Below are 14296 nucleotides of genomic sequence, written 5' to 3'. Positions count from 1 at the left end.
AAATACTCTTATCTTTATTTGCTGTTTTGGACATTTTAGCGTACCTTGCACACCTATTTTAAAGAATATTTTTTTAACAGGAGAATAACAGGTATGGATAATCATGTTGTAATAATGGCTGGTGGCATAGGGAGCCGCTTCTGGCCGATGAGCACTCCGGAATGTCCTAAACAATTTATTGATGTAATGGGATGTGGCCGGTCGCTGATTCAGTTGACGGCAGATCGTTTCGACGGTGTTTGCCCTAAAGAAAATATGTGGGTCGTAACTTCTGAAAAATACATTGATATTGTTCGGGAGCAGTTGCCGGAAATTCCGGAAAGTAATATTTTGGCGGAGCCTTGTGCGCGCAATACTGCACCCTGCATTGCTTTTGCTTGCTGGAAGATCAAGAAAAAACATCCGAATGCTAACATTGTAGTAACTCCTTCGGATGCATTAGTCATTGATACGGGAGAATTCCGTAGAGTGATGGAGAAAGCCCTTCGTTTCACAGATGATGGCAGCGCCATTGTAACGATAGGTATCCGGCCAACTCGTCCGGAAACCGGATACGGATATATTGCTGCTGCTGATCAGCTCCAGACAGATAAAGAGATTTACACTGTAGATGCATTTAAGGAAAAACCGGATAAAGAGACTGCCGAAAAGTATCTGGCAGAAGGCAATTTCTTCTGGAATGCGGGAATCTTTGTGTGGAACGTGCGTACTATTACTTCCGTGCTGCGTGTATATGCTCCGGGCATCGCACAAATTTTCGATCGCATTTTCCCCGATTTCTATACAGAGAAAGAAAATGAAACGATCAAGAAGTTATTCCCTACTTGCGAAAGCATTTCTATCGACTATGCAGTGATGGAGAAAGCACAGGAGATTTATGTACTTCCCGCTTCTTTTGGCTGGTCAGATCTGGGTACATGGGGAGCACTTCGCGGTTTGCTTCCACAGGATAAGTCTGGAAATGCAACCGTAGGAACCGATATCCGTTTGTATGAAAGTAAAAATTGTATTGTGCATGCCAGCGAAGAAAAACGAGTAGTCATTCAAGGCTTGGATGGATATATCATTGCAGAGAAAGATAACACATTATTGATCTGCAAGCTGGAAGAAGAGCAAAGAATTAAGGAATTCTCGAAATAAAATTTATTTCGAGAATTGATATTCATGTGGTGTCATTCCTGTCATTCGCTTAAAGAACTTCGAGAAAAAAGAAGGATTAGGGAAGTTCAATTCATCAGAAATTTGATAAACAAGCAGATTGCTATGTTTTAGCAATACTTTAGCTTCTAATATAATGGACTGGTTTATCCAGTCCATTACTGTTTGTTGACTGGTTTGGCGGATGATAGTGTTAAGATAGCGGGGAGTGAGACATAGCTTATCCGCATAAAAACTAACATTACGTTCTCTCTTGCTATAAGCATTGACTAAAGAAATGAAACGCTGGAAAATCTCTTCCTGATGTGTCTGGCAGCTCTGTTCTTTTTGATTGCTGTTTTTGACAAGATATTCTATATTGCACAGAATACTGATCAGTAGATATTGAATAGCTTCCCGTCGGAATGTCGGTTCTTGTAATATATTCCATATTAAAGCAAAGTAACTCTTAAACAAGTCGTACTCATGTGAGGTCAGAGATAATATGAGGTTTTTCTGTAACTGTGAAAGATGAGTGAAGAAATTGTCTTTTCCGGCTATAGAAAGAAATTCTGCGTCCATGGCTACCATCTGCATATCAAAATCCGGAGAGACTTCTATAATCTGAAGAATGGAATTCGGAACAATTAATAGTAGCTTGTCCCGCTGAAAGGTTTCTTCTATCAGGTTGATTAATACGCGTGCATATCCCTGTTTGATGACTGCGATGCGTCCTTCTTTGATACGATAAGGCTGGCCCAGTATGATAAGATTGGATTCTAATTGGGCGAAGCTATTTACGAATCCAAAATGCGGAGATATGTAACGGAATTCGTTATGTCGGACGACATCCGGATTTTCTAAGATTTCGAGACCTATATTCAATGGTATTTTCTTTTCCATCTCTATCTGTTTTTTCCGTCAAAGATAATAAAAATCAGCAAATAGCCTTTTATTCTTTCTCTTTATCGAACTATTGGGATATTTTTACTAACTATCGGAATGTGAATGTATCTTTGAAATCTCTATCTTTGTCTTTTGAAGAAATTAAAGAAATGATGTGTATGAAAAGAATGTTTTTCAGTTTCTCCTTTTTATTGTTTGTATCGGGAATAAATGCGCAGATAACGTTGGAAGAATGTCAACGGAAGACGCAGGAAAATTATCCGTTGGTACATCAGTATGGTCTGGTGGAGAAAACAAAGGAATATAATCTTGAGAATGCGGCAAAAGGATATTTGCCACAGTTTGCCCTTTCGGCTAAAGCTTCTTATCAGAGTGAGGTAACAGAAATTCCGGTGAAGCTCCCCGGAGTGGATTTGAAAGGACTGCCGAAAGATCAGTATCAGGTGATGTTGGAGTTACAACAGAAAATCTGGGATGGCGGAGGAATCCGGATGCAGAAGAAACAAACGACTGCGGAAGCGGAGATAGAGAAAGAAAAGCTGAATGTGGATATGTATGCGCTGAATAGTCGTGTAAATGACCTTTATTTTGGAATTCTTTTGTTGGATGAGCAGTTGAAACAGAATGCATTGTTGCAAGATGAACTGGAGAGAAATTATCGCCAGATTGCTGCCTACGTAGAAAATGGCATTGCCAATCAGGCCGATTTGGATGCTGTGAAAGTGGAACAGCTGAACACAAAGCAGAAAAGAGTAGAACTGGTTTCATCGCGTATGGCATATTTGAAGATGCTTTCACTTCTGGTAGGAGAGAAGTTGCCACAGGAAACGGTTTTGGAGAAACCTGTTCCTCAAGATGAGGTTTCGGCTGTCAGTGAGATTCGTCGCCCGGAATTGTCTTTGTTTAATGCGCAAGGAGTCGGATTACAAGTACAGGAGAAAGCTTTGAATGTGCGTCATCTTCCACAGTTCGGATTGTTTGTGCAGGGAGCCTATGGAAACCCCGGACTGAATATGCTGAAAAATGAATTTTCTCCTTACTATATTGCGGGTGTTCGCCTTTCATGGAATTTCGGTAGTTTATACACCTTGAAGAATGACCGGAAGGTAATTGAAAATAAACGCCGGCAATTGGATAATAACCGGGATGTATTTCTTTTTAATACAAGATTGGAGATGACACAACAGGATCAGGCTATCCAATCATTGGAAAAGCAAATGCAGGATGATGATGAGATTATCCGTTTGCGTACCAATATTCGTAAATCGGCAGAAGCCAAAGTGGCGAATGGAACATTGACGGTGACCGAGATGCTTCGGGAATTGACCAATGAGAGTTTGGCACGTCAGTCGAAAGCGTTGCATGAAATTCAACGGTTAATGGGAATTTATCAATTGAAATATACTACGAATGATTAATATAACTTCTTTAGATATGGAACGAATGACAAAAATAGGAATGTATGGAGTGGCATTGATAATGTTGGCTGCTTGTGGTAAGGGAATACCCAGCTATGATGCAACCGGTACGTTTGAAGCCACGGAAGTGATAGTCTCTGCCGAAGCTGCCGGAAAGTTGTTGCGACTGGAGGTAGAAGAGGGGACAAGGCTGAAAGCAGGTGAGGAGATTGGACTGGTGGATACGGTGCAATTGTATTTGAAGAAACTACAACTGGAAGCCAATATGAAATCAGTGGAAAGCCAACGTCCGGATCTTGCTAAACAGATAGCTGCTACCAAACAGCAAATAGCAACGGCTGAACGTGAAAAGAAACGCGTGGAAAATCTGCTTGCTGCAGGAGCGGCGAATCAGAAACAGCTGGACGATTGGGATGCACAAGTCAAATTGCTTGAAAGGCAGCTTGTCGCACAGGAATCATCATTGCAGAATAGTACAAATAGCCTGATAGAACAAGGAAATTCGGTTGCCATACAGGTTGCACAGATGGAGGATCAGTTAGCTAAATGTCATGTCCAGTCGCCTATCGAAGGTACAGTATTGGCAAAATATGCAGAAGCCGGTGAATTGGCGGCAATAGGCAAACCTTTGTTTAAAGTGGCTGAAGTGGATCGCATGTATTTGAGGGCTTACATTACCTCCGAACAGTTGTCGCAAGTGAAATTGGGAGATAAGGTAACTGTGTATGCTGATTATGGAAACTCGGAGCAGAAAGCTTATCCGGGGGTAGTGACATGGATTTCCGACCGTTCGGAGTTCACTCCCAAAACGATTTTGACGAAAAATGAACGTGCTAATCTGGTATATGCAGTGAAAATTGCCGTGAAGAATGACGGAGCATTGAAGATTGGTATGTACGGAGGAGTGACATTGAAAAATTAATGATTAAAAATTAAACGCAAGGAGATGGAAAAGGGAGAACCCATAGTGGTTGTGAAAGAAGTCGGCAAGAACTATGGAAAGGTGGAGGCGCTGAAAGAAGTTTCTTTCGTTGTGGAACGGGGAGAAATCTTTGGCCTGATAGGGCCTGACGGTGCCGGTAAGAGTACCTTATTCCGTATTCTGACTACTTTGTTGCTGGCGGATAAAGGAACGGCCATGGTTACCGGACTGGATGTGGTAGCGGATTATAAACAGATTCGTACGAAAGTGGGATATATGCCCGGTCGTTTTTCACTTTACCAGGATCTTTCTGTAGAAGAGAATCTGGAGTTTTTTGCTACCGTGTTCCATACGACAGTTCAGGAGAATTATGATTTAATTAAAGATATCTATCAGCAGATAGAACCGTTCAGGAAAAGAAGGGCAGGAGCTTTGTCAGGTGGTATGAAGCAGAAACTGGCATTGAGCTGCGCTTTGATTCATAAACCGGATATTTTATTTCTGGATGAACCCACTACCGGAGTGGATCCTGTGTCACGTAAGGAATTTTGGCAAATGCTCCGAAATTTGCGTGAACAGGGTATTACCATTGTCGTTTCTACTCCCATTATGGATGAGGCTCGGCAATGTGACCGGATTGCTTTCATCAATCATGGACAGATTCATGGCATTGATACTCCCGAACGTATTCTTCATCAATTTGCGTCTATCCTTTGCCCTCCTTCCTTGGAGCGGGAGGAAGTGAAGCATGAAGTAGCTCCGGTCATTGAAGTGAAGCAGTTGACAAAGTGTTTTGGAGATTTTACCGCAGTAGATCATATCTCCTTTCAGGTGAACCGGGGCGAGATATTTGGCTTTCTGGGTGCTAATGGAGCAGGAAAGACGACAGCTATGCGTATGCTTTGCGGATTAAGTAAACCGACATCAGGCATCGGAAAGGTGGCAGGATATGACATTTACCGGGAGGCCGAACAAGTAAAGAAAAATATCGGTTATATGAGCCAAAAGTTTTCGCTATATGAAGACCTGAAAGTGTGGGAGAATATCCGTCTGTTTGCCGGAATTTATGGCATGAAGGAACAGGAGATAGAACGGAAGACAGAAGAATTGTTGGATCGTTTGGAGCTTACAGCCGAACGGGATACTCTGGTGAAGAGCCTTCCGGTGGGATGGAAACAGAAATTGGCTTTTTCAGTATCAATATTCCATGAACCGAGAATCGTTTTTCTGGATGAGCCGACCGGCGGAGTAGACCCTGCTACGAGAAGGCAGTTCTGGGAATTGATCTATCAGGCAGCCGATCAGGGTATTACCGTATTTGTCACTACCCATTATATGGATGAAGCGGAATATTGCAACCGGATATCTATCATGGTAGACGGTCAGATAAAAGCACTTGATACACCTGCCCGTCTGAAACAACAATTCGGTGCGGAAACGATGGATGACGTTTTTCAGAAATTAGCCCGCGGTGCGGTGCGCAAAGCAGATTGATTATGAGACAGTTTATAGCTTTTATAAAGAAAGAGTTTTATCATATTTTCCGTGACCGGCGAACGATGCTGATTTTGTTGGGGATGCCGGTCGTGCAAATTATTCTATTCGGTTTTGCTATCACTACGGAAGTGAAAAATGTTCGGTTGGCGGTACTCGATCCTTCTAATGATGTGGTAACGCGAAAAATAATTGATCGTTTGGATGCCAGTGAATACTTCACCGTTACTGCACGTTTTCATTCGCCCCGGGAAATGGAAGCTGCTTTCTTAAAGAATGAAATTGATATGGCGATTGTCTTTAGCGAACGGTTTGCGGATGATCTCTATACGGGTGATGCTCGTGTACAGCTGATAGTAGATGCAACAGATCCCAATATGTCGACTTCGCAAGTTAATTATGCGACAGGAATCGTTTCTATGGTAGGCCAGGAGATGATTCCTCCGAATATGTCGGCTGCCCGCCTGACTCCTGATATCAAATTGCTCTACAACCCGCAGATGAAGAGTGCTTATAACTTTGTTCCGGGAGTGATGGGCTTGATTCTGATGCTGATTTGCGCCATGATGACCTCGATTTCCATTGTTCGTGAGAAAGAAACAGGCACGATGGAAGTATTATTAGTTTCACCTGTGAAGCCGCTATTTATTATTTTGGCAAAGGCTGTACCTTATTTTGTGCTGTCGTTCGTCAATCTGATAACGATCCTTTTGCTTTCGGTCTTTGTATTGGATGTTCCGGTGGTAGGAAGTTTGTTCTGGTTAATCACGGTATCTTTGCTGTTTATCTTCGTATCCTTGGCATTGGGCTTATTGATTTCATCAGTCACACGTACACAGGTTGCCGCCATGCTGGTTTCCGGATTGATGCTGATGATGCCCACGATGCTTCTATCGGGTATGATTTTCCCTATAGAGAGTATGCCGGTGATACTTCAATGGATTTCGGATATACTTCCAGCACGTTGGTATATACAGGCTGTGCGTAAACTGATGATTGAAGGAGTACCAGTTGCATTGGTGTATAAAGAGATTGGTATCTTGTTATTGATGGCGGCGGTACTTATTACGATCAGTATCAAGAAATTTAAGTATAGATTGGAATAATATGTCGATATGCCAATTGATTGTATGAATATTATACAAGTGTGCTAATGGGCAGATTGATAAATGGAAGAATTATTTATGATAGAGTTCCTGATAGAAAAAGAGTTTAAACAATTGCTTCGCAATTCGTTTCTTCCGAAATTGATTCTTGTATTTCCATGCATGATTATGCTGCTGATGCCTTGGGCGGTAAATCTGGAAATCAAGAATATACAGCTGAATATTGTGGATAATGACCATTCGGCTGTTTCACAACGTTTAGTCAATAAGATTGCCGCCTCTACCTATTTCCGTCTGGTGGAAGTGCCGGCTTCGTATGAAGAAGGCCTACGGAATATTGAAATTGGAACGGCGGATATTGTGATGGAAATTCCGAGGCATCTGGAACGGGATTGGATGAATGGAGAAGATGCCCACATACTGATAGCAGCCAATGCCGTGAATGGAACAAAAGGAGGGCTGGGGAGTTCGTATCTATCTTCTATTGTTAATGATTATGCAGCCGAACTGCGTTCTGAATATCCTGCAACTGCTACAGTCTCCGGTGCTTTCCCTTCGATAGGCATTGATACGCAAGGGGTTTTTAATCCGAATCTGAATTATAAACTCTATATGATTCCGGCATTGATGGTCATGTTATTGACTTTGATTTGTGGCTTCTTGCCTGCATTGAATATAGTTAGTGAGAAGGAAGTAGGAACAATCGAGCAGATTAATGTGACTCCGGTTTCGAAATTTGTCTTTATTTTGGCAAAGCTCTTGCCTTACTGGTTGATTGGTTTTGTCGTGCTGACTGTATGTTTCATATTAGCTTGGTTAATTTATGGCATAGTGCCAGTCGGTCATTTTCTATTGATTTACTTTTTCGCAGTTCTTTTCGTTTTGGTAATGTCCGGTTTCGGACTTGTTATTTCCAACTACTCGGCAACGATGCAACAATCTATGTTTGTTATGTGGTTCTGTTTGTTGGTTGTAATTTTGATGAGTGGTTTGTTTACTCCTATTAGCAGTATGCCGGAATGGGCTCAAATAATTACCAGGCTCAATCCTTTGAGGTATTTTATGGAAGTGATGCGAATGGTGTATTTGAAGGGGAGTGGTTTCTTTGATTTACTGCCGCAGTTTGGAGTATTGTTGTTTTTTGCAGTAGTGTTTAATAGTTGGGCAGTGATTAGTTATCGGAAGAATAACTAAGGGCGATAAGGAGGCGTTGTCTGCAATAATAATATAAAAACAGCTCGTTTCCCTTTCAGGGAAAGAGCTGTTTTATTACTTCTCATCACCGTTTCCGGTGAACAGCAAGTGGTTACCGTATTACTTTATTTCGATTTGCCGATTTGGCTTCTTCACTTCTTCTTCAGAGAGTTTAGGAAGTTCGATGTTTAAAACGCCATGTTCTACGGATGCAGCAATTTTTTCTTTGTCCACATTGTCCGGTAGAATCATTGTTTGCTGGAACTTAGAGTATGAGAATTCGCGACGCAGATAGCGACCGTCTTTCTTTTCCTCCTTGTTTTCAGTCTTCTTCTCCATGCTGATAACGAGGTTGTTGTCTTCATCAATGCGAACATTGAAATCATCCTTCGTCATACCAGGAGCAGCCAATTCCACTTTGTACTCTTTTTCTGTTTCCAAAACATTAATTGCAGGTGCAGTAGCATTTGCTTTTACCATCCAATCGTTATCAAAGAAATCATTAAAGATACTTGGTAACCAACTTTGAGTTCTTCTAACAGGCATCATAATTTTAGTCTCCTATCTTTAAGTTAAACATTCAATTAATAAATCTTGAACTTCGGCGTTTTCACTTCCGATGGTATCGGTTATCCCGCCTTCCATCGTCCGCTCTCGAACCGTTGTTCGCTTCTATAAATGCAAACCTTATGCCAAGAGATTTTGGAGACTAAAATTGTCTATTTGTCATTGTAATAGTGCCAAATTTGCAATACAGGTGACAAAATGTATTCTGTTTTTATTTATTTTATATAAGATAGATATTAATTTGATAACCTGTTTACTTCTTCTCGATCAGTTTGAATCTTATTCTTAGTGTTTGCCTTTCTTCGTCATAATCATGACTAATGATTTTGAAGGTACCCACTTCAGAAGTATTGGATACATGCAATCCGATGCAGGCGCAGGTATCATAATCTCCAATGCGGACAATGCGAAGAGTTTCGCTTGCATCGGCAGGTAGTTTACTTAAATCTACGATGTCTTTGGCCTGTTCATGAGTCATAAACTCAACAGTCACAGGTAGGTTCTGACTGATTACCTCGTTCACTTTATCTTCAATAGACTGGATTTGTTCCGCTGTCGGACATGACGAAAGTATATAGTCACATTTGCTCTTTTTCCTTTCGATGTGGGCATTGCGAGAACGTGGGCAGCCAAAGGTTTTCACCATGGTTGCATTGAGTAAATGCTCTGCTGTATGCATAGGAGGGTATTCCTGCTTGTTGTGATCGTTGAGCTGAATTTGCTGTTGCATAATTTAATAAGTTATTTCAAGTTTATTATTCAAAGCATAATTATCTGCACTATTTTCTGATTTGTAGTTTACTGTTTTATTATAAACTGACCATGTATTGACACAATGTCCGATTTCATGCATTAATAAACGTTCAAGATAATATCTTCTTGCACTTTCTTCTGTGAATTCAATATACCAGTTACCTCGTTCTTTTACAGGTTCAGACGCATAGCCTTTATACCATGTCAGTAGTTTGTGACTGGGTTTGCTTTTTCCTATGGAGATTTTGTTGTTTTTAGGAAATGGATATAATATAATGGCATATACTCCACTACCCGTAGTAAAATAACCTTGGCAATTTACTTTAGAATTAGGTTTGCGTAGCCATATGTGTGTTATACATGATACATCTTTTTCGGGTAATTGATTCAATACACTTTCAATATGGTCTATTGTTATTGGAAAATAGAAATCTCTGGACGGATTTTCCATTATATAAATGGGGCATTTATCAAATTCTGTTGGTTTTAATAAAGAGTGTTCTCTTTTCACTATATTGTCCTTTAATTTGATTCGCATTCTTCCTCCTTTAATGTCACCAAAGGTGCGACTTTTCTTCCAGGCTGTTTTTTTCTTATTTTGTTGATGTCTCATAGGTTTTATCTTTTGTGTTTATTCATGGCATTTTATATTTAGTCATTTATTGTTTTCAATAATGATTTTCTCTCCCAAGAAATGAGGTTGTTTATCTGTTCCTAAATCTATGAACATTTTGACTCTTGCGAGTAATTCCCGGATGTTAGTTTTCAGTCCGGCATAAGCATTTACATTTTGGGCGTTGTACCCGATGGCGTCTATTCCATTTTTCTCTGCAAGATAGATTGCTCGTTCGTTATGGAAGCGTTGGGAGATGATGGTCAGACGATTTTGTCCAAACACTTCTTTGGCACGTACAACAGAGTCGAGAGTCCGGAATCCGGCATAATCTAAATAAATGGATTTTTCAGGAATACCTTTTTGCATGAGTGCTTTCTTCATTTCTTCCGGTTCATTGTAATCCTCTTTACGGTTATCGCCGCTGATGAGGATATATTTAATTTTCCCGGCTTTATATAACTCTACTGTTGCAAGAATCCGATAATCGAAATATAAATTGTTATTTCCATTTTTCAACTTGGGAGAAGTTCCGAGAAGTAATCCTACATTGTTGGAGGGGATAGTATTTACTTCCGTATATAGTTTGGAGACTGTGTGTTTCTTGATTGTCCTGTTACATACAATTATGCTGATTACACACAGGATAGCTATTATTAGAGTGGTATAAAGTAGTTTGCGTTTCATGTTTCGGATAATAATTGTGACTTTACAAAAATACCATTCTTTTTTAGGAAATCAAGCATATAGACATAAAAAAAGGAGCAACGCCTTGCTCCAACCTTTGTTAACCTTAAATCTAATACTATGAAAAACACAGTGCAAAGATACGGACTGCTATGGAATTAGCAAATAATCCAAGAAAAAACGCATGTTATATAACATAGATTAAGAAAAAACTCCTTCGACTTAACGGTTATTTGTTGTTTTGGATGCCTATATATGGAGTTTTTTTTATCTTTGCATAAAATATTATATTACTAATACTTAATATAAACATGGATAAAAGAAGATGGGGCCAATGGATATTATTGGCTGTTGTTTGCTTGAGTTTCTCGATAGGAGAAAGCTATGCACAGAAAAATGATTTTGCTAATCTACGTCGTTATTCAAAAGAAAATGCTGCACTTCCACAAGCGACCAAGAAAGACAAACGGGTTATTTTTATGGGAAATTCCATTACGGAAGGATGGGTAAGGACTCATCCGGATTTTTTCAAATCAAACGGTTATATTGGCCGTGGAATCAGTGGGCAGACTTCCTATCAATTCTTGTTACGTTTTCGGGAAGATGTGATTAATCTTTCTCCTGCTTTAGTGGTGATTAATGCCGGAACAAATGATGTCGCTGAAAATACACAAGCTTATAATGAAGATTATACATTCGGAAACATCGTTTCTATGGCGGAACTGGCGAAAGCAAATAAAATAAAAGTAATTTTGACTTCCGTATTGCCTGCTGCAGCATTTAAGTGGAGAATGGAAATAAAAGATGCTCCGCAGAAAATTAAATCTTTAAATGACCGGATAGAGGCTTATGCAAAAGCAAATAAAATTCCGTTTGTTAATTATTACAAAGCAATGGTGGTTGACGAAAACCAGGCCTTGAATCCTCAATATACTAAAGATGGAGTTCATCCGACGAGCGAGGGATATGATATTATGGAACCGTTGATTAAAAATGCCATAGAGAAGGCGCTTTGATTTATCATCACTTGAAGTAGGAGTAATCCAACTATAAAAAATGGGGAGGATTGCAGGAATAGATTCAGTCGTAATGAACGATCAGTCTATATCTGCAATCCTCCTTATTTATTCTTTAGAGAGTTTCCGTTATATCTTTCCAGCTGAGGCGTATAGACATAAAAAAAGGAGCAACGCCTTGCTCCAACCTTTGTTAACCTTAAATCTAATACTATGAAAAACACAGTGCAAAGATACGGGATTCCGGTAACTTTGCAAATTATCAGCCCTTAACAGGTGTTTTTATAACACTAATTAATAGACTAAATACGAAGTTACAGGTTTGTTAAGAGTTTCAACCCTTAACAATCAGGCTATGATAGGTGAACAATGGGGGAATTTTATCCCCATTTCTCTTTCATCAAGTCCTCCAGTTTCAATAATTCGTCACGATATTGTGCGGCTTCGATAAATTCGAGTTTCTTGGCTGCTTCCTGCATCAGTTTGCGGGTACGCTCGATACTCTTTTCCATTTGCGCTTTACTCATATACTGCACTACCGGATCTGCGGCGATATTCGGAGTAGAAGGTTCTATATAAGCATGTCTTTCTTTTAACAGTTCATCTGCCTCTTTTGCATTGCCGAATACAGACAAGTTTCTGGCCTTTTTAATCTGTTGCGGGATAATTCCGTTTGCCTCATTATATGCCAACTGCTTTTCGCGGCGACGGTTCGTTTCATCAATCGTCAGTTTCATGCTATCCGTCATCTTATCAGCATACATGATTACCTTACCGTTCACATTACGCGCGGCACGTCCCGCAGTTTGTGTCAACGAACGGTGGGAGCGGAGGAACCCTTCTTTGTCTGCATCGAGAATAGCGACGAGAGACACTTCCGGAAGGTCGAGACCCTCACGAAGCAGGTTCACTCCGATAAGTACGTCATAAACTCCTTGCCGGAGATCATCCATAATCTTCACACGTTCCAGTGTGTCGACATCACTATGGATATAGGTACATCTCACATTATTATTAAGAAGATATTCTGCCAGTTCTTCTGCCATTCGTTTGGTTAGTGTAGTGACGAGTACACGTTCTTCCTTTTCAATACGGAGCTGGATTTCTTCCATTAAATCGTCAATCTGATTGAGGCTCGGACGCACTTCGATGATAGGATCAAGCAGACCGGTAGGACGAATCACCTGTTCCACGACGATTCCTTCCGATTGAATCAATTCATAATCCGCCGGTGTAGCACTGACGTAGATTACTTGTTTTGCCATCTCCTGAAACTCTTCAAATTTCAACGGGCGGTTGTCCATAGCGGCAGGCAATCGGAAACCATATTCCACAAGATTGATTTTTCGCGCACGGTCTCCCCCATACATTGCACGGATTTGGGGTACGCTTACGTGGCTTTCGTCGATAACGATCAGGAAATCATCCGGAAAGAAATCGAGCAAACAATAGGGGCGGGTACCGGCAGCACGGCCGTCGAAATAACGGGAGTAATTCTCAATTCCGGAACAATGTCCCAATTCCCGGATCATCTCCATATCGTAAGTTACTCGCTCATACAATCGCTTGGCCTCGTATTCTTTGCCGATAGATTCGAAGAAAGCTACTTGTTTGGTCAAATCATCCTCTATTTCATGAATAGCGCGGAGAGTAGCCTCTTTGGTAGTCATGAACAGGTTGGCCGGATAAATCTTATAGGCGTCAAATGGCGCGATAGTGACTCCTGTGATGGGGTCTACCTCTTCGATACCGTCAATCTCATCTCCCCAGAAGGTGATACGGAGCAGGTTGTCGGTATAAGCCAGATAAATATCCACCGTGTCGCCCTTGACCCGGAAATTTCCACGGTTCAAGTCAATATCATTGCGGACATACAAGCTGTCTACCAAACGACGTAGAAACACATTGCGGTCCATCATCCGTCCCCGTTCTATTTCGATGACATTTTTGTAGAAGTCCGAAGGATTTCCCATACCGTAGATACAAGATACCGAAGAAACCACTACCACGTCTTTTCGCCCGGAGAGCAGGGCGGAAGTGGTAGCGAGTCGGAGCTTGTCGATTTCGTCATTGATGGCGAGGTCCTTCTCTATATATGTATCACTGCTCGGCAGATAAGCTTCCGGCTGGTAATAATCATAGTAAGAAACGTAATATTCTACCGCATTATTGGGGAAAAATCCTTTAAACTCACTGTAGAGCTGGGCAGCCAGTGTTTTGTTATGGCTCAAAATCAAGGTGGGTTTATTGATATTGGCGATCACATTGGCAATGGTAAATGTTTTTCCTGACCCGGTCACTCCCAATAAAGTCTGTGCGGGAACTCCCTGAAGTACCCCTTCAGTAAGTTGTGCTATAGCTTCCGGCTGATCTCCGGTAGGTTTGTAAGCTGATGTTAGTTCATAATTCATAGTTAAATCCTAAAAAGTGGAGCAATATTCGGTAAAATAATCGAGATAACAAATCATTTTTCCAAATAAATC

At 40.8% G+C, this 14296-nt stretch carries 13 protein-coding genes; 7 read left to right on the top strand and 6 right to left on the bottom strand.

Going from position 1 to position 14296, the window contains the following annotated elements; genetic code table 11:
* The first annotated feature begins 93 nt into the window (after window positions 1–93).
* Entirely contained in the window at window positions 94–1140 is a 1047-nt protein-coding gene (locus AB3G73_RS06460; protein ID WP_148367492.1) for a mannose-1-phosphate guanylyltransferase, read from the top strand.
* Window positions 1141–1143: 3 nt separating this feature from the next.
* On the opposite strand, the gene AB3G73_RS06455 is transcribed toward AB3G73_RS06460, so the two are convergent.
* A complete protein-coding gene (locus AB3G73_RS06455) occupies window positions 1144–2040 on the bottom strand; it encodes a helix-turn-helix domain-containing protein (RefSeq protein ID WP_148367490.1) in 897 nt (298 codons plus the stop codon).
* 161 nt (window positions 2041–2201) lie between these two features.
* Here AB3G73_RS06455 and AB3G73_RS06450 point away from each other — a divergent pair, with 161 nt between their 5' ends.
* The 5 genes from AB3G73_RS06450 (at window position 2202) to AB3G73_RS06430 (ending at window position 8177) form a co-directional block, all read left to right on the top strand.
* A complete protein-coding gene (locus AB3G73_RS06450) occupies window positions 2202–3461 on the top strand; it encodes a TolC family protein (RefSeq protein WP_148367488.1) in 1260 nt (419 codons plus the stop codon).
* A 16-nt stretch (window positions 3462–3477) separates the two neighbouring features.
* Window positions 3478–4383: an HlyD family secretion protein gene (locus AB3G73_RS06445; RefSeq protein ID WP_234133515.1), complete on the top strand. Its 906-nt coding sequence runs from the start codon at window positions 3478–3480 to the stop codon at window positions 4381–4383.
* A gap of 24 nt (window positions 4384–4407) precedes the next feature.
* A complete protein-coding gene (locus AB3G73_RS06440) occupies window positions 4408–5877 on the top strand; it encodes an ATP-binding cassette domain-containing protein (protein WP_099146955.1) in 1470 nt (489 codons plus the stop codon).
* 2 nt (window positions 5878–5879) lie between these two features.
* Window positions 5880–6983 carry an ABC transporter permease gene (locus tag AB3G73_RS06435; protein ID WP_217722159.1) on the top strand — a complete coding sequence of 368 codons (1104 nt, stop codon included), beginning with the start codon at window positions 5880–5882 and terminating at the stop codon, window positions 6981–6983.
* Window positions 6984–7061: 78 nt separating this feature from the next.
* Window positions 7062–8177 carry an ABC transporter permease gene (locus AB3G73_RS06430; RefSeq protein ID WP_297284814.1) on the top strand — a complete coding sequence of 372 codons (1116 nt, stop codon included), beginning with the start codon at window positions 7062–7064 and terminating at the stop codon, window positions 8175–8177.
* 120 nt (window positions 8178–8297) lie between these two features.
* Here the strand turns inward: AB3G73_RS06430 and AB3G73_RS06425 are convergent, their stop codons facing one another.
* The 4 genes from AB3G73_RS06425 to AB3G73_RS06410 all read right to left on the bottom strand — a co-directional run bounded on the left by AB3G73_RS06425 (window position 8298) and on the right by AB3G73_RS06410 (window position 10797).
* Window positions 8298–8726 (bottom strand): Hsp20/alpha crystallin family protein, encoded by a 429-nt coding sequence (locus AB3G73_RS06425; RefSeq protein ID WP_004300008.1) that lies wholly within the window; start codon window positions 8724–8726, stop codon window positions 8298–8300.
* Between the two features lie 271 nt (window positions 8727–8997).
* Complete coding sequence (locus AB3G73_RS06420) at window positions 8998–9474, bottom strand: hypothetical protein (protein WP_074558380.1); 477 nt, start codon at window positions 9472–9474, stop codon at window positions 8998–9000.
* Window positions 9475–9477: 3 nt separating this feature from the next.
* Window positions 9478–10110: a hypothetical protein gene (locus AB3G73_RS06415; RefSeq protein WP_074558378.1), complete on the bottom strand. Its 633-nt coding sequence runs from the start codon at window positions 10108–10110 to the stop codon at window positions 9478–9480.
* A 42-nt stretch (window positions 10111–10152) separates the two neighbouring features.
* A complete protein-coding gene (locus AB3G73_RS06410) occupies window positions 10153–10797 on the bottom strand; it encodes a vancomycin high temperature exclusion protein (protein WP_074558377.1) in 645 nt (214 codons plus the stop codon).
* Between the two features lie 311 nt (window positions 10798–11108).
* Between AB3G73_RS06410 and AB3G73_RS06405 the strand changes: the two genes are divergently transcribed.
* Window positions 11109–11813, top strand: a complete 705-nt coding sequence (locus AB3G73_RS06405; protein WP_074558376.1) for an SGNH/GDSL hydrolase family protein — start codon at window positions 11109–11111, stop codon at window positions 11811–11813.
* Window positions 11814–12193: 380 nt separating this feature from the next.
* On the opposite strand, the gene uvrB is transcribed toward AB3G73_RS06405, so the two are convergent.
* A complete protein-coding gene (gene uvrB / locus AB3G73_RS06400) occupies window positions 12194–14224 on the bottom strand; it encodes an excinuclease ABC subunit UvrB (protein ID WP_297284784.1) in 2031 nt (676 codons plus the stop codon).
* Window positions 14225–14296: the final 72 nt, after the last annotated feature.

It is taken from the genome of Bacteroides sp. L008 (genome assembly GCF_040812255.1).
In the GTDB taxonomy this organism is placed as follows: Bacteria; Bacteroidota; Bacteroidia; order Bacteroidales; family Bacteroidaceae; genus Bacteroides; species Bacteroides vicugnae.
This window is presented reverse-complemented; position numbering and strand designations above follow the sequence as displayed.